Raw genomic sequence first — 23064 nt, forward strand, 5'->3', positions numbered from 1 at the left:
GGGAGGGGCTGCATGGCGAGCGAGGAGGCGCCCGGCTGGACGGCCGAGCCGGACGACAAGGAGCTGCTCGCCCGTCATGTCGCGGGGGATCCCGAGGCGTTCGGCGAGCTCGTCCGGCGGCACCGGGACCGCCTGTGGGCCGTGGCGCTGCGCACGCTCGGAGACCGCGAGGAGGCAGCCGACGCCGTGCAGGACGCGCTCATCTCCGCCTATCGCGCCGCGCACAACTTCCGGGGACAGTCCGCCGTGACCACCTGGCTGCACCGCATCACGGTCAACGCCTGCCTGGACCGCGTCCGGAAGGCAGCCTCCCGCCGGGCCACGCTCACCGACGACACGGAACGGATGGATCAGCTCCTGGAGCCCCAGGAGTCCGCCGCCGCGCCGGTGGAACGCCGCGAGACGCATCGCCAGATCGTCTCCGCGCTGTCCGAGCTTCCGGTGGACCAGCGGGCGGCACTGGTACTGGTGGACATGCAGGGATACCCCGTCGCCGAAGCCGCAGAGGTGCTGGATGTGGCGGTGGGCACCGTCAAGAGCCGGTGCGCCCGCGGCCGGGCCCGGCTGCTCCCCCTCGTCTCGCATCTGCGCAGGGACGGCAGCGACGGAGACAGGGGCGGCGGCAGCAACGGAGACAGTGACGGCGGTTCCCAGGACGAAGCCGGTACCGGACGGAACCCCCCGCCGGGAGCATCCGTCCCAGCACCGAGAGCGGCGCCGCGCAAGGCCCCGCGGAAGGCGACTCAGCAGCCGCCACCGCGGAAGGCTCCGCACACCACCCAGCAGGACACCACAGGCTCCGGGGCCGGGAAAGGAGGGGGACAGGCATGACATCCACTCCTTCTCCGCGCGACGAGCACCCGGAGATCGACGAGATCTCCGCGCTCAGCGAGGACATCGTGCCGGAGGCACGCCGGGCGGAACTCCGCGCGCACCTGATCACCTGCGAGCTCTGCAGGGAGGTGTCCGCCTCGCTGGAGGAGATCCGGGAAACGCTCGGCACTCTGCCGGGCCCCGAGCGGATGCCCGAGGATGTGGCAAGCCGGATCGACCGGGCACTGGCGGCGGAGGCCGCCCCGGCGGCCTCCGCCCGGGCCTCGGGGGCGGCGATCTTCCTCACGGAAACGGATGCCACCGACAGCGACAGCGACAGCGACAGCGGTGACGATGACGGTGCGGCGCATGAGCGCTCGGTTTCACGTGAAACGGCTGCGGAGTCTCACGGGTCCGCTTCAGGAGCGGATGAGCGCTCGGTTTCACGTGAAACTCAGTCCGGCCGTCGCTCCGGGTGTGCGGCGGCAGGTCGGCCGCCAGGGCGTGCCACGGCTTCCACCGGCCCCGGAGGAGCGGACCGCGGGGCCAGCACCCCCGGACCGGGCAGGCGGAACGGCGTCCGAAGCACCCGGCATCGGCGGCGCACGATCGTGCTGGTCGCGGTGGCGTCCATGGTCGTGCTCACATTGGGCGGCATCACCCTCCGCGCGCTCTCCGACTCGGCTCCCACCGAGGTGGCCTCGAATACGGCGAAGTCGACCACGGGTAAACGGGCACCCCAGGCTCCGTCCAGCCCGACGGCCTCCGTCGACACCGATGCCGGAGGCAGCAGTGACGATCAGCAGCTGCGCAAGCGCGTCCAGGGGCTGCTCTCCGACAAGAGCTCGCCTCCGCCGTCCCGAGGGGTGCCGGACAGCCCCAGCACGCCCAGCGACACGCCAACGGTCGACGTCGAGCGGAGCCCCAGCAGCGAGGGGAACACACTCCGCGACGACGCGCTCGGCGACGGGCCGACGGTGCCCTCCTGCATCCGCGACGGTCTCCACCGCGCGGAGAGCCCGCTGGCCGTCGATTCCGCGGCCACCTTCCAGCACCATTCCGGGTATCTGGTCGTCCTGCCCCACCAGGGCGGCGATCCGAAGCTGGTCGATGCCTACGTCGTCGACCCTTCCTGTGTGAACGCCGACCCGTCCCGTCCGGGCAAGATCCTGTTCAAGGGCACCTACCCGCGCGGGTGACACGCGGACGAGAGCAGGGGAATGTCTGCCCCGTAGGATCCGTTGGACGGGGTGCAAGCCTCGGCAGAAGTACCCGGAAGCAGTCGGCAGACAAGGAAGACTCCCGTGAGCGACGTCCGCAACGTCATCATCATCGGCTCGGGCCCGGCCGGATACACGGCAGCGCTCTACACCGCCCGCGCGTCGCTGAAGCCGTTGGTGTTCGAGGGTTCCGTCACCGCAGGCGGAGCGCTGATGAACACCACCGATGTCGAGAACTTCCCCGGGTTCCAGGAAGGCATCATGGGCCCGGAACTGATGGACAACATGCGCGCCCAGGCCGAGCGCTTCGGGGCAGAACTGGTGCCGGACGATATCTCCGCGGTCGACCTCTCCGGCCCGGTGAAGAGCGTCACAGACTCCAACGGCACCGTGCACCGCGGCCGGACCGTGATCGTGGCCACCGGCTCGCAGCACCGCACGCTGGGCCTGCCGCTGGAGGAAGAGCTCTCCGGCCGCGGCGTCTCCTACTGCGCCACCTGCGACGGCTTCTTCTTCCGCGAGCAGCACATCGCCGTGGTGGGCGGCGGGGACACCGCCATGGAGGAGGCCACGTTCCTCTCCCGTTTCGCGGCCTCGGTCACCGTGGTGCACCGTCGGGACACACTGCGCGCCTCCAAGGCCATGCAGGAGCGGGCCTTCGCCGACCCGAAGATCTCCTTCGCCTGGGACAGCGAGGTCGCCGAGATCCACAGCAAGGACGGCAAGCTGTCCGGCCTCACCCTGCGCGACACCCAGAACGGCGAGACCCGCGAGCTGGACGCGACCGGGCTGTTCGTCGCCATCGGCCACGACCCGCGGGTGGAGCTGTTCAAGGACAGCCTCACCCTGGACGAGGACGGCTACCTTCAGGTGGACGCTCCCTCGACCCGCACCAATGTCCCCGGGGTCTTTGCAGCCGGCGACGTGGTGGACCACACCTACCGCCAGGCGATCACCGCGGCGGGCACCGGCTGCTCAGCGGCGCTGGACGCCGAGCGCTACCTGGCGGCGCTCACGGACGTGGACGCCGAGGAAACCCCCGAGCCGGAGAAGACCGCGGCAACCGTCTGACCCAGCCAGCCCGCAGGGGACCGCTACCGGTCCCCGCTCAGCTCCCCACCCCCGCAGTCAATGAGAAAGAGGAGAAGCACCATGGCCGGTGCCACCGTGACCGCGACCGACGCCGACTTCGAGGACGTCGTCCTGAAGAGCGACAAGCCTGTGCTGGTCGACTTCTGGGCGGCGTGGTGCGGGCCGTGCCGTCAGATCGCTCCTTCGCTGGAGGCCATCGCCTCCGAGAACGCCGACAAGCTGACGGTCGTGAAGCTCAACATCGATGAGAACCCGGGCGTCGCCGCCAAGTACGGCATCATGTCGATCCCGACCATGAACGTCTACCAGGGCGGCGAGGTCGTGAAGACGATCGTCGGCGCCAAGCCGAAGGGCGCCATCGAGAAGGACCTCGCCGAGTTCATCGGCTGAGCATCCGTACCTAGCTGAGGGCGCCGTTTCACGTGAAACGGCGCCCTCAGCGCTGTCAGGCCCAGTTGTCCCGTGCCGCACCTCTGTGTCGCATCCCGTTGGCACGATCTCGACATGCCCCACAGCGTCGCCGGGACAGCGACCTCCGTCTCGGCGTCTCAGAGCGGCCGCAGGGCCGGCTCCTTGCTGTGCACCTTCCCCAGCAGCTGGTCCAGAGCCCGCTCCATGTCGTGTCGCCAGGAGACGGTGGAGCGCAGCTCCAGCCGCAGTCGGGGATAGCGGGGATGTGGGCGGACAGTCTTGAAGCCGACCGAGAGCAGATGCTCTGCCGGAAACATGCAGGCCGGTTCCCTCCACTGCGCGTCTCCGAACGCCTCTATCGCCTTGAAGCCCCGCCGCAGCAGATCCTTCGCCACCGTCTGCACGATCACCCGTCCGATGCCCTGCCCCCGGAACTCCGGCAGCAGGGAGGCGGTCATCAACTGCACCGCGTCCGGGGCGACGGGGCTGGTGGGGAAGGCAAAGGAGCGCGGTACGTACGCGGGCGGCGCATAGAGCACATAGCCCACAGCGGCCTCGTCCACATAGACAACCCGACCGCAGGAGCCCCATTCCAGCAGGACCGAGGAGATCCAGGCTTCCTTCTCCAGATCGGGCCGCCCCGACCTCTGTGCCTCCTCGCCGCTGACCGGATCCAACTCCCAGAAGACGCAGCCGCGGCAGCGGTTGGGGAGATCCGGGAGGTTGTCCAGCGTGAGGGGAACGAGCTGTCGTCCCATGGCACCCATCGTATCCGGAGGGCAGCGAGACGGCTGCCGGATTCCGCCCCCTCCCCGCCGCACCGCTGAGCCAGCACCACAACGGCGCTACGACGGTGCTCCTACGCCGCTGGGGTTCGATACACGACGACGGTATGACGGCAGTGGGAAGGCCCGAGCGACAGCGCCCGGGCCTTCCCACTGCGAGGTAGGTGAGTGCGAGGTAGGTGAATGCCTACGAAGAGACTGCGTCCTCGTCGCTGTCGTCCTCGGCGAGCTTCTGTTCCAGCACCCGGCCCTCGCCCGGAGCGAGCTGGCCCAGAATCCGCTCCAGGTCGTCCATGGAGGCGAACTCGACGACGATCTTGCCCTTCTTCTGCCCCAGGTCGACCTTCACCCGGGTCTCGAAGCGGTCCGAGAGCCGCCCGGCCAGATGGTCAAGCGCGGGGGAGACCCGGGCGCCGGCCCGGGGCCCCTTGGGCTTGGCGCTCTTGGGCTTGCCACCCATCAGCGTGACGATCTCCTCCACCGCACGCACCGAGAGCCCCTCGGCCACGATCCGGTGAGCGAGCTTGTCCTGCTCTTCTCCGTCCTCCACCGACAGCAGCGCCCGTGCATGCCCGGCGGACAGCACCCCGGCTGCCACCCGGCGCTGTACTCCGGGAGAGAGCCGCAGCAGCCGCAGTGTGTTGGACACCTGCGGTCGGGAACGGCCGATCCGGTCGGCCAGTTCGTCATGCGTGCAGTTGAAGTCCCGCAGAAGCTGGTCGTAGGCGGCTGCCTCTTCCAGCGGATTGAGCTGTGCCCGGTGCAGGTTCTCCAGCAGCGCGTCGAGGAGGAGCTTCTCGTCCTCGGTGGCGCGGACGATGGCCGGGATCCGCTCCAGCCCCGCCTCGCGGCAGGCCCGCCAGCGGCGCTCACCCATGATGAGCTCGAAGCTGCCAGGTGTGATCTCCCGGACGACGACCGGCTGGAGGAGCCCGACTTCCTTGATGGAGGTGACGAGTTCGGACAGTGCGTCCTCGTCGAAGACCTCACGAGGCTGGCGCGGGTTCGGGGTGATGGCGTCGAGCGGCACCTCCGCGAAGAACGCGCCTCCCGCCTCCTCGGAGCCGGCGCCCTGAGCGGGGACGGCCGAGGCCGTTTCACGTGAAACGGCGTCTTCCGCCCCCGCTTCCTCCTGGTCCCGCTGCGAGAGTTCCGCGACCTTGGCCGCCGCCACGCCCCGCACCCCCTGCTCCGGAGCCAGCACGGGAACGGCGGTGGGGGAGGTGGAACCTCCACTCACATTCGGCCGCTGCTGCTCACCTTCTGCGTCAGCAGCGTCCGGACCGGTCGGAGCCGCCGGGATCAGTGCACCGAGCCCCCGCCCCAGACCCCTACGTCGCTCGCTCACTGAGTCCCCTCCGCCATGCTGCCGTGCTGCTGCGCCTGTAGTTGCTGTGCTTGAAGCTGCTGTGCCTGCTGTGCCTGCTCAACATGCGGGTCCCGCAGCGCGATTTCCCGCGCCGCCTCCAGGTAGGAGAGCGACCCGCTGGAACCCGGATCGTATGTCAGAACCGTCTGCCCATAGCTGGGGGCCTCCGAAATGCGCACCGACCGCGGGATGTTGGTCCGCAGGACCTCCTTGCCGAAGTGACCGCGCACCTCCTCCGCCACCTGGGACGCCAGCCGGGTCCGGCCGTCGTACATGGTGAGGATGATGGTCGACACGTGGAGCTTCGGGTTCAGATGACCCTTCACCAGTTCGACATTGCGCAGCAGCTGGCCGAGACCCTCCAGCGCGTAGTACTCGCACTGAATGGGGATCAGCACCTCGGCACCGGCCACGAGCGCGTTCACCGTCAGCAGTCCGAGGGAGGGCGGGCAGTCGATGAGGACGTAGTCCAACGGCTGCTCGTACGCCTCGATGGCGCGCTGAAGGCGACTCTCCCGCGCCACCAGCGACACGAGCTCGATCTCCGCACCGGCGAGATCGATGGTCGCTGGCGCGCAGAAGAGTCCCTCCACGTCCGGCACCGGCTGGACGACTTCCGAGAGTGGCTTGCTCTCCACCAGTACGTCGTAGATCGACGGCACCTCGGCATGGTGGTCGACCCCCAGCGCCGTCGAGGCGTTGCCCTGCGGGTCGAGGTCGACCACGAGGACGCGGCCCCCGTGCAGGGCCAGCGAGGCTGCAAGGTTCACGGTCGTGGTGGTTTTGCCGACGCCGCCCTTCTGGTTGGCGACGACCATGATCCGGGTCTGAGCGGGGCGGGGCAGGCCCTCTCCGGCGCGGTTCATCGCCTCGACTGCCTGCTGTGCCGCGCGGCCGATCGGGGTGTCGTCCATGGGCGGTGGCGTCTCGCGTGCCGCATCACCGCGGGGTGCGACCGCGCTGGTATCCCCTGGCTCTGTACGGGGACCGGGGACCGGATCGGCCATCGGTCCCGCGATGTTGGCGTCGGACCGCAACGGTTCACTCTCCTCAACATCAGGCTCGCTATGAGCAGAGCCTCCCATGCTTTCGGGCCCGTGAACCAGCGAGCCCCACTCAGTTGTGGATGAATCCACTTCCGAGCGGGGCTCAGGGGCGGTCTGGCCACGCCCGCCGGCGGCGGCGCGGCCTCGGTTGATGATTCCGTGCAACAGAGAGCGGCGTTTCACGTGAAACACGATGCACAGGCACCGCGCGGTGTCCGCCGCGACACTCCGCTCCGCGGGGTCTTAAGCGTTTTTATGGAGTAACCGAATCAGCGTTTCAGCACCGACCGGACGACCAGCCGGCCCGACCAACAGATCAGCGGGACCGGCCTGCCCCCGCCCGGATCAGCGTCGCCGCCGGCCGCCTCGGGCGGAGCGGCCGTTCGCCCGGGCCGCCTTCTCGGCCTTGACCCGCCGTGCGGCGAAGCGCACCCCGCCGGGGCTCTCCCCGACTCTGGCGCGTACCACCGTCGAGGGCGGATCGATCAGCCCTTCGCCGATGTGCTCCACGGTCGTCTCCACGACACCCAGCTTGTGCAGCGCGTCCCGGGCGGTCCGCACCTCGTCCTCGGCGGTGTCGCCCTTGAGCGCCACCATCTCGCCGTACGGCCGCAGCAGCGGAACGCCCCATCCGGCCAGCCGGTCCAGCGGTGCCACCGCGCGGGCCGTCACCACATGCACCGGCGTCAGCGTGCCCAGCATCTCCTCGGCCCGCCCGCGCAGCACCGTCACATGATCGAGTCCGAGCAGCTCGACGACCTCCTGGAGGAACGTCGTGCGGCGCAGCAGCGGCTCCAGCAGCGTGATCTCCAGATCCGGCCGCACCAACGCCAGCGGAATGCCGGGCAGCCCGGCACCCGAGCCGACATCGCACACCGTGACGCCCTCGGGCACCACCTCGGAGAGCACCACGCAGTTCAGCAGGTGCCGCTCCCACAGCCGGGGCACCTCGCGCGGGCCGAGCAGCCCGCGCCTCACTCCGGCATCCGCCAGCAGTTCCGCGTACCGCTCCACCGTGCGGAGGCTGTCGCCGAACGCCCTGCGCGCCGCCTCGGGAGCGGGTGGCAGGCCCGGCTCCTCCTCCGGGGACTCCCCCGACCGTTGTGTCACGGGAGTACGACCACGCAGCGCTGCGGCTCCTCGCCCTCGGACTCGCTGCGCAGTCCGGCCGCCTTCACCGCGTCGTGCACGACCTTGCGCTCGAACGGCGTCATCGGGCGGAGCTTCACGGCCTCACCGCTGCTCTGTGCCTCCTGCGCCGCCTTCGCGCCCAGCTCCGCGAGCTCCTCGCGCTTCTGGGCCCGGAATCCGGCGATGTCCAGCATGAGCCGGCTGCGGTCGCCGGTCTCCCGGTGCACGGCGAGCCGGGTCAGCTCCTGGAGGGCCTCCAGGACCTCACCGTCCCGGCCCACCAGCTTCTGCAGGTCGCGGGCCGAGCCCTCACTGATCACCGACACCGCGGCACGGTCGGCCTCGACGTCCATGTCGATGTCGCCGTCCAGGTCGGCGATGTCGAGCAGCCCCTCGAGGTAGTCGGCTGCGATCTCACCCTCCTGTTCCAGCCGGGTCAGGGTGTCGCTGTCGGCCTCGGTGCCTTCTGGCGCAGTCGTATCCGTCACGGCGGGGACTCCTTCGGTGCTCACTTCTTGGAGGGGTGCTTGGGACGCTGCGGGCCCTTGCGCTGGCCGGACTTCTTCTGGCCCGACTTCTGCTGGCCTGCCGCCTTCGACCCGCCGCCCTGCTTCTGGCCGGACTTCTGCTGCTGACCGGACTGCTTCTGGCCGGACTGGCCGGACTGCTTCTCGTTCGTCTTCGGTCCGGTCTTCTGCATGGACGTGGCGGCCGGGGTGGGCTCGTCCTTCGTGGTGCTCGTGGCGCCCCCGCCCTGACGCTGCGACTTGCTCTGCCGCCTGGGCTGCTGCCGCCGGACCCGGGCGGCCTCGGCGGCCTCGCGCGCCTCGACCTCCTTGGGGTCCTCCTTGAGCTTGCCCTGGGCGCGCAGCTTCTCCTGGCGCTCGTTGAAGGCGCGGGAGCCGGGGGTCGGGTTGCGCTTGATCACGAACATCTGCTGGCCCATCGTCCACACGTTGGTGGTCAGCCAGTAGATGAGGACACCGACGGGGAAGTTGATACCGAAGACGGCGAACATGATGGGGAAGACGTACATCAGCATCTTCTGCTGCTGCATGAACGGCGTCTTCACCGTCAGGTCGACGTTCTTGGTCATCAGCTGGCGCTGCGTGTAGAACTGCGACGCCGACATCAGGACGATCATGATGACCGTGACCACGCGGACGTCGGTGAGGCTGGCGCCGAGCTGGCCCACCTTCTCGGCGCTGTCCATGAACTTGGCCGCGATCGGCGCGCCGAAGATCTGCGCGTCCTTGGCGCTGTCCACCTGGGCGGCGTTGAGGACGCCCACCGGCTTGTTGTCCGCGATGTGCTGGAGCACCCGGAAGAGGGCGATGAAGAACGGCGACTGCGCGAGGATCGGCAGGCAGCTGGAGAGCGGGTTGGTGCCCGTCTCCTTGTAGAGCTTCATCATCTCTTCGCTCTGGCGCTGCTTGTCGCTCTTGTAGCGCTCCTGGATCGCCTTCATCTTCGGCTGGAGCGCCTGCATGTTCCGCGTCGACTTGATCTGCTTGACGAAGAGCGGGATCAGGCAGATCCGGATCAGCACCACCAGGAAGAAGATGGACAGACCCCAGGCCCAGCCGCCGTCCGGGTCGAAGACCAGGCTGAACAGCGAATGGAACTGGACGATGATCCAGGAGACGGCTTTGTAGAGAGGACTCAGGATCGTGTCCACGAATCAGGCTCCTTGGGCATTGGACTGGGTCCGGTGCTGCTGCCAGCGGGAGCGGATCCGCTGGTGCCATACCGGGTGCTTCCGGGCGGGGACATGGTCGACGCCACCGGGCGACCACGGATTGCAGCGCAGGATGCGCCAAGCCGTCAGGCCCGTTCCCTTCACGGCGCCATGACGGGCGATGGCCGTGTACCCGTAGTGGGAGCACGACGGGTAGTACCGGCACACCGGACCGAGCATCGGACTGATGGTCCACTGGTACAGCTTGATCAACCACAGCAGCGGGTACTTCACTGAGCTCTCCCTCCCGGTTCGCTTCCGGGATTCCGGGGGCTGTCCCCCGAGGCGGCAGAGCGGTGAGGGGGCCCGTTGAGCAGCTTCCGCAGCGCGGCATCCAGATCGCGGGCCAGTTCCACGTGGTCCGCGTCCGCCGCACCGGGTTGCGCCCGTACGACAACCAGGCTACCGGGGGGCAGCAGGGAGAGCCGGTCCCGCAGCAGATGCCGCAGCCGCCGCTTCACACGGTTACGGACCACCGCGTTGCCGACGGCCTTGCTCACGACGAAACCCGCACGCGGCGGGGGGACCTCTCCCCCCGGCACGTGCGGGTCCGTTCGACTGCGTAGATGGACGACGAGAAGCGGGCGACCGGTCCGGCGTCCTCGGCGTACCGCGGCCGCGAAGTCCTCGCGCCGCCTCAGCCGGTTCTCGGTAGGCAGCACGTCATGGACCTGTGGTCAGGCTGCTCAGGCCGACAGGCGGGCGCGACCCTTGCTGCGGCGGTTCGCGACGATCGCGCGGCCGGCGCGGGTCCGCATGCGCAGCCGGAAGCCGTGGGTCTTCGCGCGGCGACGGTTGTTCGGCTGGAAGGTGCGCTTGCTCACTCGGGGGCTCCAGAGATGCTTGGTGTCCCGCGCTCGCCGCAGGACTGGGTGCGGGGAGTCGACCGGCTGTCACCGTGCGCCCACGAGTAGCTCGCAACGCCCGAGTGTGCACCGCTTCATGATCGACCGGGAATCCCGTTTGATCTTGCCCATCGGAGGCAGGCGGCAGCAGCCGTCGACACTCGACCTGGTTACGGTACGCGTGCCCGCACCACCCGGTCAAACCGGGCCCGACGGGGCCCGGCCACCCACCGACGACCACCCCGGTGGCGACTCGACTACTGCACTCGTGCACAGCCTGTGGACAACGACTTGAACGGGGCAGGTCCGCGTGACTACCGTGGCCGAACTTCCTTTCCTTCCCGACCGTCCCGAGAAACATGCATTCGTGGGACCGGGTCGGTCACCGGACGACCGTCACCCTCCGAGTGGCCCGTCACCCAGCGAGTGAGAGAGCGTGCCCCGTGGCTGACCTACCTGCCGATCTTGCCGCAGTGTGGCCACAGGTGCTGGAGCAGCTCCTGCGCGAGGGGCAGGGCGTCGAGGCGAAGGACCAGCGCTGGCTGCAGGACTGCCAGCCGCTCGTCCTGGTCTCCGGGACGGCACTGCTCGGCGTGCCGAACGAATATGCGAAAGGGGTGCTGGAGGGCCGGCTCGCCCCGCTGATCACCGAGGCTCTCGGCCGAGAGTGCCGGCAGCCCATCCGGCTGGCGATCACCGTGACGGGCCCGGCGCCCGAGGCCGCCCCGCCCGCTCCCGCCATCCCTTCGCCGACACCGCCCCCGGAGCAGCAGAACCCGCCGCAGGGGCAGCCCCCGCAGCACCAGCAGCAGGCGTCCCAGCAGCAGGGACCAACACAGCCGCAGGGACAGGGACAGCCCCACGCCCAGCAGGAGCGGTACGGCCAGGAGCGCTATCCCGACGAGCGGTACCCCGACGACCAGTACGACCAGTACGACGGCCGGGAAGTCCCCGGCACCCGCTCCGCATACCCCTCGGACTACGCGCGCAGTGCTCTCCCCTCCAGCGGCCCGGGCTCGCCCGCCGCCGCACCCGCGTCCTGGCAGCAGCCGCGCGAGCCGTACCCGCCGCAGCAGCACCGGCCCTACGACCCGCAGCAGGGTTATGAACACCAGCAGCACTCCTACGACCAGCAGTCGTACGAGCAGCAGGGCGCCGGCTACGACTCCGCGCAGGCCTACGAGCGAGGCGGCGGCCAGGGCTACGAGCGCGGCGGCCAGGGCTACGACAGCGGCCCTGGCTACCAGGGCGGCCGGGCCGGGCAACGGAACCAGGGCTACGACCAGCAGTCGTTCGAGGCGTACGAGCCGCAGCACCAGCAGCGCCCCCGTCCCCAGGTGCCGCCTCAGGGCCGGCCGCCCGCGCCGCACTACGACAGCCCCGCTCAGCTGCCGGCGCCCAGCGGAGCGCCCGGGCCGCTGGCCGCGCAGCCCGCGCCCGCCACCGGGCCGGGGGAGCCGACGGCGCGGCTGAACCCGAAGTACCTCTTCGACACCTTCGTGATCGGCGCCTCGAACCGGTTCGCGCACGCGGCGGCCGTGGCCGTGGCCGAGGCACCGGCCAAGGCGTACAACCCGCTGTTCATCTACGGCGAGTCCGGGCTCGGCAAGACGCACCTGCTGCACGCGATCGGCCACTACGCGCGCAGCCTCTACCCGGGTACGCGGGTGCGCTACGTCAGCTCGGAGGAGTTCACCAACGAGTTCATCAACTCCATCCGGGACGGCAAGGCGGACGCCTTCCGCAAGCGCTACCGCGACATGGACATCCTGCTCGTCGACGACGTCCAGTTTCTGGCGGACAAGGAGTCGACGCAGGAGGAGTTCTTCCACACCTTCAACACCCTGCACAACGCCAACAAGCAGATCGTGCTCTCCAGCGACCGGCCGCCCAAGGCGCTGGAGACGCTCGAGGACCGGCTGCGCAACCGCTTCGAGTGGGGCCTGATCACCGACGTCCAGCCCCCCGAGCTGGAGACGCGGATCGCGATCCTGCGCAAGAAGGCGGTACAGGAGCAGCTGAACGCGCCGCCCGAGGTGCTGGAGTTCATCGCGTCACGCATCTCGCGCAACATCCGGGAACTGGAGGGCGCCCTGATCCGGGTGACGGCCTTCGCCAGCCTCAACCGGCAGCCGGTCGACCTCGGGCTGACCGAGATCGTGCTGAAGGACCTGATCCCCGGTGGCGAGGACGCGACCCCCGAGATCACCGCGCCCGCCATCATGGCCGCGACGGCGGACTACTTCGGGCTGACGGTGGACGACCTGTGCGGCTCTTCGCGCAGCCGGGTACTGGTCACGGCACGGCAGATCGCGATGTACCTGTGCCGGGAGCTGACCGATCTGTCGCTGCCGAAGATCGGCGGGCAGTTCGGCGGCCGCGACCACACCACGGTGATGCACGCCGATCGCAAGATCCGCGCGCTGATGGCCGAGCGGCGCTCCATCTACAACCAGGTCACGGAGCTGACCAACCGCATCAAGAACGGCTGACAGGGGACTGACAGGGCCGCACCGCCGGGCGGTGCGGCTTTGCCCGCTGCCCGCCCGGCGTGCCGACAGCGGCACTCCTGGGGGGCGCCCCGCGCTCTCCGGCGCCAGAACTCGCCCGGGTGTGCCGCGCGCCCCGCAGAGGGTGCCGACGGCCCGCCACGACCGCCACCAGCCGCCTCGCCCGGCCCCGGCCCCGGCCCCGGCCGGCTCGCCCCTGCTCCCCGCGCGCGCCCCGAAGCCGGGCACCGTACGGCTCACGCCCCATGGACGGCTGATGGTCCCCCGCGGACGGCTCCGGAATCGGCTCCGCGGCCCCTTCCAGGGCCGGCCCACCGCTGGGGACAACTCTCCGAAGGCTGCGTGCTGTTCGAATCGTGGCGTGCGAGGTACTGGAATCCACAGCAAGGAGCGGTTTACCGCTTCCACACCCTGGGGACTCTCCTCGTTGTCCCAAGGGCGTCCACAACCACCCTGTCGTGGAGCTGGTTTGCCGAGGTCACTCGGCTGTGGACTTGTGGGCGCGCGTTGTCCACATGGTGTGGAGGGGGCGGCGGCCAGGAGCGGGGCCCGCGGGTTGTCCACCGGCTGCCCACAGGATGCGGCCTCTTATCCCCAGTGATCGGCCTCTTCTCCACAGAACTGTCCACTGTTCGGCAACTCAACGCGCCCGCTCACCGGTCCGAGTGAAAGCCGTCACATCCGGGGCGAGGTTTGGGCTGTGGGAAAGCCGGGGAAAGCTGTGGGCGGAGCTGTGGGGAAACCGCCCCTCCCTGTGGGCGGGATGTGCAGAACTTTTCGTCGTCCACAGCGAGCCCCGCTTCCTCCACCGGTCCGCCCACAGGCGCGGTGGACAAAATTTCCCGGCTGAGCTGCGGAAACGTGCTTTTCCACCGTTTCCACAAGCCCTACTACTACGACCACACAGAGAGAGCCCGGGATTCGCTTCGAAGTGGGGGCTGTGCACAACTCGGCGCCGCGCGCTCCGGACCGCACCGCACCGACTTGACCCGCACCCGCGCCCGCTGTCAGTCGGGTGCGTCAGACTGGTGCCCGGCAAAGCACGAGCAGAGGCAGCAGCAGGAGGCGGCTGAACGTGAAGATCCGGGTTGAACGCGATGTGCTCGCGGAGGCGGTGGCCTGGACGGCCAAGAGCCTCCCCGCCCGCCCGCCGGTGCCCGTGCTCGCGGGCCTGCTGTTGAAGGCGGACGACGGCACGCTGAGCCTCTCCGGCTTCGACTACGAGGTCTCGGCGCGGGTCTCGGTCGAGGCGGAGGTCGAGGAGGACGGCACGGTGCTGGTCTCCGGCCGGCTGCTGGCCGACATCTGCCGGGCCCTCCCCAACCGACCGGTGGAGATCTCCACAGACGGTGTACGGGCGACCGTCGTCTGCGGCTCGTCGCGGTTCACGCTGCACACACTCCCTGTGGAGGAGTACCCGGCGCTGCCCGAGATGCCGTCCGCGACCGGCACCGTCCCCGGCGAGGTCTTCGCCGCGGCGGCCCAGCAGGTCGCCATCGCGGCCGGGCGGGACGACACCCTGCCGGTGCTGACCGGTGTGCGCATCGAGATCGAGGGCGACACCGTCACGCTGGCCTCCACCGACCGGTACCGCTTCGCGGTGCGCGAGTTCCTGTGGAAGCCCGAGACACCGGACGCCTCGGCAGTGGCCCTGGTGCCCGCAAAGACGCTGCTGGACACGGCGAAGTCGCTGAACGGGGGCGACAGCGTCACGCTGGCGCTCTCCGGATCCGGCTCCGGTGAGGGTCTGATCGGTTTCGAGGGCGCCGGGCGGCGGACGACGACCCGGTTGCTGGAGGGGGACCTGCCCAAGTACCGCACGCTCTTCCCGACGGAGTTCAACTCCGTCGCCGTGATCGAGACGGCACCGTTCGTGGAGGCCGTCAAGCGTGTGGCGCTCGTCGCCGAGCGGAACACCCCGGTGCGGCTGAGCTTCGAGCAGGGCGTGCTCACCCTGGAGGCCGGTTCCAGCGACGATGCACAGGCTGTGGAGAGGGTCGACGCGGACCTGGACGGCGACGACATCTCGATCGCCTTCAACCCCGGCTTCCTGCTGGAGGGGCTGAGCGCCATCGACTCGCCGGTGGCGCAGCTGTCGTTCACCACCTCGACCAAGCCCGCGCTGCTGAGCGGCCGACCGGCCAAGGACGCCGAGGCGGACGAGGCGTACAAGTATCTGATCATGCCGGTCCGCCTCTCCGGCTGAGCAGACACCGCCCGAGGCCGCGCCCCGGCGGCCGGAAGCGGCCCGGGGCCGGGTTGGCCCGGGCTCGGCCGGGCGCCCGAGCGCCGTACCGCGGCGCCGAACAGGGGTGCGGCAAGGCGTAGGGTCGAATGCGTACGAAACTGCGGAAACTCAGCTAAGGGGCAGTGATGGAGCTCGGTCTGGTCGGTCTCGGGAAGATGGGCGGGAACATGCGCGAGCGCATCCGCCGCGGGGGCCACACGGTCATCGGGTACGACCGGAATCCGGACATCTCCGATGTGGACAGCATCGAGGAGCTGGTGGGCTCGCTCAGCGCACCCCGGGTCGTGTGGGTGATGGTGCCGGCGGGCGCGGCGACCCAGTCGACCGTCGACCGGCTCGGCGAGCTGCTCTCGCCCGGTGACCTGGTGGTGGACGGCGGCAACTCGCGCTGGACCGACGACGAGAAGCACGCCGAGGAACTGCGGGCCCGGCAGATCGGGTTCGTCGACTGCGGCGTCTCCGGTGGCGTGTGGGGCCTGGAGAACGGCTACGCGCTGATGTACGGCGGCTCCGAGGAGGACGTGGCGAAGGTGCAGCCGGTCTTCGACGCGCTCAAGCCCGCGGGTGAGTTCGGCTCGGTGCACGCGGGGAAGGTCGGCGCCGGCCACTTCGCGAAGATGGTCCACAACGGCATCGAGTACGCGATGATGCAGTCCTTCGCGGAGGGCTGGGAGCTGCTGGAGGCCGCGGACTCGGTCACCGACGTGCGCGAGGTCTTCCGCTCCTGGCAGGAGGGCACCGTCATCCGCTCCTGGCTGCTGGACCTGGCCGTCAAGGCGCTGGACAGCGACGAGCACCTGGAGGCGCTGCGTGGCTACGCGGCGGACTCCGGCGAGGGCCGCTGGACGGTGGAGGCCGCGATCGACAAGGCGGTGCCGCTGCCCGCGATCACCGCGTCGCTGTTCGCGCGGTTCTCCTCCCGGCAGGAGGACTCCCCGCAGATGAAGATGATCGCCGCGCTGCGCAACCAGTTCGGCGGACACGCGGTCACGGCCGCGGACAAGGCCGGTGAGAAGGGCGCGGACGCACCGGGTGCCGACGTCACGCCGCCCGCGGGAGGCTGACGCCGGCCGATGCACGTCACGCATCTCTCGCTCGCCGACTTCCGCTCCTACACCCGGGCCGAGGTGCCGCTGGCACCGGGTGTGACGGCGTTCCTCGGGCCGAACGGCCAGGGGAAGACGAACCTGGTGGAGGCCGTCGGCTATCTCGCCACGCTGGGCAGCCACCGGGTCTCGGCGGACGCGCCGTTGGTGCGGCAGGGTGCCGAGCGCGCCGTGATCCGTGCCGTGGTGCGGCAGGACGAACGCGAGCAGCGGATCGAACTGGAGCTGAATCCGGGCCGGGCCAACCGGGCGCGGATCAACCGCTCGTCGCAGGTGCGGCCCCGGGATGTGCTGGGCATCCTGCGCACGGTGCTGTTCGCGCCGGAGGACCTGACGCTGGTCAAGGGCGATCCGGGCGAGCGCCGCCGCTTCGTGGACGAGTTGGTGACGGCCCGGGCGCCCCGGATGGCAGGGGTGCGGTCGGACTACGAGCGGGTGCTCAAGCAGCGCAACAGCCTGCTGAAGTCGGCTGCCATGGCCCGGCGGCACGGTGGACGCGGGGTGGATCTGTCCACGCTGGAGGTGTGGGACCAGCATCTGGCGCGGGTCGGTGCGGAGTTGCTGGCGCAGCGGCTGGATCTGCTGGCGGTGCTGGGGCCGCTGGCCGACAAGGCGTACGAGCGGCTGGCGCCGGGCGGCGGCCCGGTGGCGCTGGCCTACCGGGGGCCGGTGACGGGCGCGTCCCGGGAGGAGCTGTACGCGGGGCTGGTGGCGGCGCTGGGCGAGGCGCGCAAGCAGGAGATCGAGCGCGGGGTGACGCTGGTCGGCCCGCACCGTGACGATGTGCTGCTGCGGCTGGGCGAGTTGCCCGCGAAGGGGTACGCCAGTCACGGGGAGTCCTGGTCGTATGCGCTGGCGCTGCGGCTGGCCGCCTACGAGCTGCTCAAGAGCGAGGGGCATGAGCCGGTGCTGGTGCTGGACGACGTCTTCGCCGAGCTGGACAGCAGGCGTCGGGCCCGGCTGGCGGAGCTGGTGGCCCCGGCCGAGCAGGTGCTGGTGACCGCTGCCGTGCCGGAGGATGTGCCTCAGGTGCTGTCGGGTACCCGGTTCGCGGTGGCCGACGGGGAGGTGGAGCCGCTGTGAGCGAGCAGCCGGATGCGGCGGGCCGGTCTCCCGAGGCGGGCGGTACGGATGCGCCGGGCGGCTCGGGCGGTACGGATGAACGGGGTGAGCCGGGGGGTGGCACGCCGCCCGCGGCGAGTGGGGTGGATCTGGCGCGGGTCGCGCTGCGTGCGGCCAAGGAGCAGGCGCGGGCGCGGGGTGCCGAGGCGCAGCAGCGCCGGCAGGCCCGCCGCGGCGGCGGGCTGCGTTCGGGGGCGGGGCGCGACGGGCGCGATCCGCTGCCGCTGGGTGCCGCCGTCAGCAGGCTGCTCGCGGAGCGCGGTTGGGAGACCCCGGCGGCGGTCGGCGGGGTGATGGGGCGCTGGCCGCAACTGGTGGGGCAGGAGGTGGCGCAGCACTGCGAGCCGCAGCGGTACGACGAGGAGGAGCGCGCGCTGCTGGTGCGCTGCGACTCGACGGCCTGGGCGACGCAGCTGCGGCTGCTGGCGCCGCGGCTGGTGGCCCGGCTGAACGAGGACCTCGGCCAGGGCACCGTGCGGATGCTCAAGGTGCGGGGTCCGGAGGCTCCGCGCAAGGGGTACGGACCGCTGCGGGCGCCCGGCAGCAGGGGTCCGGGCGACACGTACGGGTGAGGTCGTGAGCGGCCCGGTCGCGGTGTGTGTACGGACTGGAACAGCCGGATACGGATCGAAGCGCTCAGTGCCACTGTGAGGCCTCTGGCCCCCCGGTCCGAATATGGGGAGTCGATGGACGCCAGTTCAGGGCGCCACATGTGGACTCAGGCACCGGCAAACCCCCATTCACGTTGCGGCCACCGGTACACTGGGGGACTACCGCACCGTTGCGGAACATGTCGAACGACGCAGCCGCTCCGCCTTGCCTTGGAGACGGCCTGTGCTGTGCCAGAAAGGGCGCTTCGTGGCCGATTCCGGCGATCTCAACGAGAACGACAACACGACTCCGCCGCAGTCCGCGGAGGAACCCCCGAACCACGGCGAGGGCGCCGGTCCGGACCCCGCGGGCGGCGGCGCTGCTGCGGCGGCGACGTCCGGCACCGAGGGGTCGTCGTACGACGCGAGCGCGATCACCGTCCTGGAGGGGCTGGACGCGGTCCGCAAGCGCCCCGGTATGTACATCGGGTCGACCGGTGAGCGTGGCCTTCATCACCTGGTGTACGAGGTGGTCGACAACTCGGTCGACGAGGCCCTCGCCGGGCACGCGGACACCATCGACGTGGCGCTGCTCGCCGACGGCGGGGTGCGGGTGACCGACAACGGGCGCGGTATCCCGGTGGGCATCATCCCCTCCGAGGGGAAGCCGGCCGTCGAGGTCGTGCTGACGGTGCTGCACGCGGGCGGCAAGTTCGGCGGCGGCGGCTACGCGGTCTCCGGCGGTCTGCACGGCGTGGGCGTCTCCGTGGTGAACGCGCTCTCCAGCAGGGTCGCCGTGGAGGTCAGGACCGACGGCCACCGCTGGACGCAGGACTACAAGCTGGGCGCGCCGACGGCTCCGCTGTCGCAGAACGAGGCCACGGACGAGACCGGCACCGTGGTCACCTTCTGGGCCGACGGGGACATCTTCGAGACGACGGACTACTCCTTCGAGACGCTCTCGCGGCGGTTCCAGGAGATGGCGTTCCTCAACAAGGGGCTGACCATCTCGCTGATCGACGAGCGCGAGGGCCACGTCGACGAGGAGGGCCGGCCCAACGCGGTCCGGTACCACTACGAGGGCGGGATCGCGGACTTCGTCCGCTACCTCAACTCGCGCAAGGGCGAACTGGTCCACGACACGGTGATCGACTTCGAGGCCGAGGACACCGAGCGGATGCTCTCGGTCGAGATCGCGATGCAGTGGAACAGCCAGTACAGCGAGGGCGTGTACTCCTTCGCGAACACCATCCACACCCACGAGGGCGGCACCCACGAGGAGGGCTTCCGGGCCGCGCTGACCGGGTTGATCAACCGCTATGCGCGGGACCGCAGGCTGCTGCGCGAGAAGGACGACAACCTCACCGGCGAGGACATCCGCGAGGGCCTGACCGCGATCATCTCGGTCAAGCTGGGCGAGCCGCAGTTCGAGGGCCAGACGAAGACGAAGCTGGGCAACACCGAGGCGAAGACCTTCGTCCAGAAGATCGTCCACGAGTATCTGACCGACTGGCTGGACCGGAACCCGAACGAGGCCGCAGACATCATCCGCAAGGGCATCCAGGCGGCCACGGCGCGGGTCGCCGCGCGCAAGGCGCGGGACCTGACCCGGCGCAAGGGGCTGCTGGAGACGGCGTCGCTGCCCGGTAAGCTCTCGGACTGCCAGTCCAACGACCCGGTCAAGTGCGAGATCTTCATCGTGGAGGGCGACTCGGCGGGCGGTTCGGCCAAATCGGGCCGCGACCCGGAGTACCAGGCCATCCTGCCGATCCGCGGCAAGATCCTGAACGTGGAGAAGGCGCGGATCGACAAGGTCCTGCAGAACGCCGAGGTGCAGGCGCTGATCTCGGCGTTCGGCACGGGTGTGCACGAGGACTTCGACATCGAGAAGCTCCGCTATCACAAGATCATCTTGATGGCGGACGCCGACGTCGACGGCCAGCACATCAACACGCTGCTGCTGACCCTGCTCTTCCGCTTCATGCGGCCGCTGGTGGAGGCAGGACACGTCTTCCTGTCCCAGCCGCCGCTCTACAAGATCAAGTGGAGCCGGGACGAGTACCAGTACGCGTACTCCGACCCGGAGCGCGACAGCCTCATCCAGCTCGGCCGCGAGCAGGGCAAGCGCATCAAGGACGACTCGGTGCAGCGCTTCAAGGGCCTGGGTGAGATGAACGCGGACGAGCTGCGCACCACCACGATGGACATCGAGCACCGCGTCCTGCGCCAGGTGACGCTGGACGACGCGGCCGCGGCCGACGACCTGTTCTCCATCCTCATGGGGGAGGACGTCGAGGCCCGCCGCTCGTTCATCCAGCGCAACGCCAAGGACGTCCGCTTCCTCGACATCTGACGTCGGCCCCTGGCCACCGCGCCGGGACCCGAAGCGCCGCACACAGACAAGGACTTGATCTTTCACCATGGCCGACGAGACCCCCACCACACCCGAGCCGACGCCCGAGAACGCCCCCGCGCCCGACAGCGCGCTGGTGGACACCGAGGCGGGTGCCCGCGTCGAGCCCGTCAGCCTCGAGACGGAGATGCAGCGCTCCTACCTCGACTACGCGATGAGCGTGATCGTGAGCCGCGCGCTGCCCGACATCCGGGACGGCCTCAAGCCGGTGCACCGGCGGGTGCTGTACGCGATGTACGACGGCGGGTACCGCCCCGAGAAGGGCTACTACAAGTGCGCCCGTGTCGTCGGCGACGTCATGGGCACCTACCACCCGCACGGTGACACCTCGATCTACGACGCGCTGGTGCGGCTGGCGCAGCCCTGGTCGATGCGGATGCCGCTGGTCGACTCCAACGGCAACTTCGGCTCTCCGGGCAACGACCCGGCCGCCGCCATGCGGTACACCGAGTGCAAGATGGCCCCGCTGGCCATGGAGATGCTCCGGGACATCGACGAGGAGACCGTCGACTTCCAGGACAACTACGACGGCCGCAACCAGGAGCCGACGGTCCTGCCGGCGCGCTTCCCCAACCTGTTGATCAACGGCTCCGCCGGGATCGCCGTCGGGATGGCGACCAACATCCCGCCGCACAACCTGCGGGAGGTGGCCGCGGGCGCCCAGTGGTACCTCGACCACCCCGAGGCGTCCAACGAGGAGCTGCTGGAAGCCCTCATCGAGCGGATCAAGGGCCCGGACTTCCCCAGCGGCGCCCTGGTGGTGGGCCGCAAGGGGATCGAGGAGGCGTACCGCACCGGGCGCGGCTCGATCACCATGCGGGCCGTGGTGGAGGTCGAGGAGATCCAGGGCCGCCAGTGCCTGGTCGTCACGGAGCTGCCCTACCAGGTCAACCCGGACAACCTGGCGCTGAAGATCGCCGACCTGGTCAAGGACGGCCGGATCGGCGGGATCGCCGACGTCCGCGACGAGACCTCGTCGCGGACCGGGCAGCGCCTGGTCATCGTCCTGAAGCGGGACGCGGTCGCCAAGGTCGTCCTCAACAACCTCTACAAGCACACCGATCTGCAGACCAACTTCGGCGCGAACATGCTCGCGCTGGTCGAGGGCGTGCCGCGCACCCTGTCGCTGGACGCCTTCATCCGGCACTGGGTCGCGCACCAGATCGACGTCATCGTGCGGCGCACCCGCTTCCGGCTGCGCAAGGCCGAGGAGCGCGCCCACATCCTGCGCGGTCTGCTCAAGGCACTGGACGCGATCGACGAGGTCATCGCCCTGATCCGGCGCAGCCAGACCGTCGAGGAGGCCCGCGGGGGCCTGATGGGCCTGCTGACCATTGACGAGATCCAGGCCAACGCGATCCTGGAGATGCAGCTCCGCCGGCTGGCCGCGCTGGAGCGGCAGAAGATCACCGCCGAGCACGACGAACTCCAGCTCAAGATCGACGAATACAACGCGATCCTCGCCTCGCCCGAGCGGCAGCGGCAGATCATCGGCCAGGAGATGGGCCAGATCGTCGAGAAGTACGGCGACGACCGGCGCACCAAGTTGATCCCCTTCGAGGGCGACATGTCCATCGAGGACCTGATCGCCGAGGAGGACATCGTCGTCACGATCACCCGTGGCGGCTACGTCAAGCGCACCAAGACCGACGACTACCGGGCCCAGAAGCGCGGCGGGAAGGGGGTGCGCGGGACGAAGCTGAAGGAGGACGACATCGTCGACCACTTCTTCGTCTCGACCACCCACCACTGGGTGCTGTTCTTCACCAACAAGGGCCGCGTCTACCGGGCCAAGGCCTACGAGCTGCCGGACGCCGGCCGGGAGGCGCGCGGCCAGCACGTGGCCAATCTGCTGGCCTTCCAGCCCGACGAGCAGATCGCCGAGATCCTCGCCATCCGGGACTACGAGGCCACTCCCTATCTGGTGCTCGCCACCAAATCGGGTCTGGTCAAGAAGACGCCGCTCAAGGACTACGACTCGCCCCGCTCCGGCGGCGTCATCGCGATCAACCTCCGCGAGATGGAGGACGGCCGCGACGACGAGCTGATCGGCGCCGAACTGGTCTCGTCCGACGACGACCTGCTGCTGGTGAGCAGGAAGGCGCAGTCGATCCGCTTCACCGCGACCGACGAGGCGCTGCGCCCGATGGGCCGGGCCACCTCCGGTGTCAAGGGGATGAGTTTCCGCGAGGACGACGAACTCCTCTCGATGAATGTCGTGCGGGCGGGTACGTTCGTCTTCACGGCGACCGACGGCGGGTACGCGAAGCGGACGAATGTGGACGACTACCGGGTCCAGGGCCGCGGCGGGCTCGGCATCAAGGCCGCCAAGATCGTGGAGGACCGGGGATCGCTGGTCGGCGCGCTGGTGGTCGAGGAGACGGACGAGATCCTCGCCATCACGCTCGGTGGCGGGGTGATCCGCACGCGGGTCAACGAGGTGAGGGAGACCGGCCGTGACACCATGGGCGTTCAACTGATCAACCTGGGCAAGAAGGACGCGGTGGTCGGCGTCGCACGCAACGCCGAGGCCGGTCGCGAGGCCGAGGAAGTGGAGGCCGCGGCGGGTACCCCCGACGAGGGGGAGCAGCAGGACGCGCCCGACCCGGATGACGACTAGGACAA

Annotated in this window: 20 protein-coding genes; 11 read left to right on the forward strand and 9 right to left on the reverse strand. The window is 69.8% G+C overall.

The features are described 5' to 3' along the window. Window positions 1–12 precede the first annotated feature (12 nt). The 4 genes from sigM to trxA all read left to right on the forward strand — a co-directional run bounded on the left by sigM (window position 13) and on the right by trxA (window position 3515). Complete coding sequence (gene sigM / locus P2424_RS15325) at window positions 13–831, forward strand: RNA polymerase sigma factor SigM (protein WP_276476290.1); 819 nt, start codon at window positions 13–15, stop codon at window positions 829–831. Continuing rightward, window positions 828–2012 carry a hypothetical protein gene (locus tag P2424_RS15330; RefSeq protein ID WP_276476291.1) on the forward strand — a complete coding sequence of 395 codons (1185 nt, stop codon included), beginning with the start codon at window positions 828–830 and terminating at the stop codon, window positions 2010–2012. Before sigM ends, P2424_RS15330 begins: the two co-directional genes overlap by 4 nt. Before the next feature lie 105 nt (window positions 2013–2117). Next, complete coding sequence (trxB, locus tag P2424_RS15335) at window positions 2118–3104, forward strand: thioredoxin-disulfide reductase (RefSeq protein WP_276476292.1); 987 nt, start codon at window positions 2118–2120, stop codon at window positions 3102–3104. A gap of 81 nt (window positions 3105–3185) precedes the next feature. Next, window positions 3186–3515 carry a thioredoxin gene (gene trxA / locus P2424_RS15340; protein WP_074999065.1) on the forward strand — a complete coding sequence of 110 codons (330 nt, stop codon included), beginning with the start codon at window positions 3186–3188 and terminating at the stop codon, window positions 3513–3515. Window positions 3516–3673: 158 nt separating this feature from the next. Here the strand turns inward: trxA and P2424_RS15345 are convergent, their stop codons facing one another. From P2424_RS15345 to rpmH, 9 genes are all read right to left on the reverse strand, one after another. After that, window positions 3674–4294 (reverse strand): GNAT family N-acetyltransferase, encoded by a 621-nt coding sequence (locus P2424_RS15345; protein ID WP_276476293.1) that lies wholly within the window; start codon window positions 4292–4294, stop codon window positions 3674–3676. Window positions 4295–4508: 214 nt separating this feature from the next. Further along, the gene (locus P2424_RS15350) at window positions 4509–5669 is read right to left on the reverse strand and encodes a ParB/RepB/Spo0J family partition protein (RefSeq protein ID WP_276476294.1); all 1161 of its coding nucleotides are present in this window, start codon (window positions 5667–5669) and stop codon (window positions 4509–4511) included. Further along, entirely contained in the window at window positions 5666–6775 is a 1110-nt protein-coding gene (locus P2424_RS15355) for a ParA family protein (protein ID WP_276476295.1), read from the reverse strand. Before P2424_RS15355 ends, P2424_RS15350 begins: the two co-directional genes overlap by 4 nt. Before the next feature lie 306 nt (window positions 6776–7081). Next, window positions 7082–7846: a 16S rRNA (guanine(527)-N(7))-methyltransferase RsmG gene (gene rsmG, locus P2424_RS15360; protein ID WP_276476296.1), complete on the reverse strand. Its 765-nt coding sequence runs from the start codon at window positions 7844–7846 to the stop codon at window positions 7082–7084. Continuing rightward, entirely contained in the window at window positions 7843–8355 is a 513-nt protein-coding gene (locus P2424_RS15365) for a R3H domain-containing nucleic acid-binding protein (protein ID WP_074999061.1), read from the reverse strand. Before P2424_RS15365 ends, rsmG begins: the two co-directional genes overlap by 4 nt. A gap of 20 nt (window positions 8356–8375) precedes the next feature. Next, window positions 8376–9545, reverse strand: a complete 1170-nt coding sequence (gene yidC / locus P2424_RS15370) for a membrane protein insertase YidC (RefSeq protein WP_276476297.1) — start codon at window positions 9543–9545, stop codon at window positions 8376–8378. 3 nt (window positions 9546–9548) lie between these two features. After that, a complete protein-coding gene (yidD, locus tag P2424_RS15375) occupies window positions 9549–9839 on the reverse strand; it encodes a membrane protein insertion efficiency factor YidD (RefSeq protein ID WP_019356751.1) in 291 nt (96 codons plus the stop codon). Further along, a complete protein-coding gene (gene rnpA, locus P2424_RS15380) occupies window positions 9836–10267 on the reverse strand; it encodes a ribonuclease P protein component (RefSeq protein ID WP_276476298.1) in 432 nt (143 codons plus the stop codon). Before rnpA ends, yidD begins: the two co-directional genes overlap by 4 nt. Before the next feature lie 24 nt (window positions 10268–10291). After that, window positions 10292–10429: a 50S ribosomal protein L34 gene (gene rpmH / locus P2424_RS15385; RefSeq protein WP_016906158.1), complete on the reverse strand. Its 138-nt coding sequence runs from the start codon at window positions 10427–10429 to the stop codon at window positions 10292–10294. A 464-nt stretch (window positions 10430–10893) separates the two neighbouring features. Here rpmH and dnaA point away from each other — a divergent pair, with 464 nt between their 5' ends. From dnaA to gyrA, 7 genes are all read left to right on the forward strand, one after another. Continuing rightward, the gene (gene dnaA, locus P2424_RS15390; RefSeq protein ID WP_276476299.1) at window positions 10894–12942 is read left to right on the forward strand and encodes a chromosomal replication initiator protein DnaA; all 2049 of its coding nucleotides are present in this window, start codon (window positions 10894–10896) and stop codon (window positions 12940–12942) included. Window positions 12943–14035: 1093 nt separating this feature from the next. After that, a complete protein-coding gene (gene dnaN, locus P2424_RS15395) occupies window positions 14036–15166 on the forward strand; it encodes a DNA polymerase III subunit beta (protein WP_019356754.1) in 1131 nt (376 codons plus the stop codon). A 167-nt stretch (window positions 15167–15333) separates the two neighbouring features. Then, on the forward strand, window positions 15334–16272 hold the full coding sequence (gene gnd, locus P2424_RS15400; protein ID WP_276476300.1) for a phosphogluconate dehydrogenase (NAD(+)-dependent, decarboxylating): 939 nt from the start codon (window positions 15334–15336) through the stop codon (window positions 16270–16272). 9 nt (window positions 16273–16281) lie between these two features. Beyond that, on the forward strand, window positions 16282–17397 hold the full coding sequence (gene recF, locus P2424_RS15405) for a DNA replication/repair protein RecF (RefSeq protein WP_276476301.1): 1116 nt from the start codon (window positions 16282–16284) through the stop codon (window positions 17395–17397). A 122-nt stretch (window positions 17398–17519) separates the two neighbouring features. Then, entirely contained in the window at window positions 17520–18008 is a 489-nt protein-coding gene (locus P2424_RS15410; protein WP_276478991.1) for a DciA family protein, read from the forward strand. A 262-nt stretch (window positions 18009–18270) separates the two neighbouring features. Then, window positions 18271–20379, forward strand: coding sequence for a DNA topoisomerase (ATP-hydrolyzing) subunit B (gene gyrB, locus P2424_RS15415; RefSeq protein WP_276476302.1), 2109 nt, complete (start codon window positions 18271–18273; stop codon window positions 20377–20379). A 67-nt stretch (window positions 20380–20446) separates the two neighbouring features. After that, complete coding sequence (gyrA, locus tag P2424_RS15420; RefSeq protein WP_276476303.1) at window positions 20447–23059, forward strand: DNA gyrase subunit A; 2613 nt, start codon at window positions 20447–20449, stop codon at window positions 23057–23059. The last annotated feature ends 5 nt before the right edge of the window (window positions 23060–23064 follow it).

The organism is Streptomyces sp. WMMB303 (assembly GCF_029351045.1).
Lineage (GTDB): Bacteria > Actinomycetota > Actinomycetes > Streptomycetales > Streptomycetaceae > Streptomyces.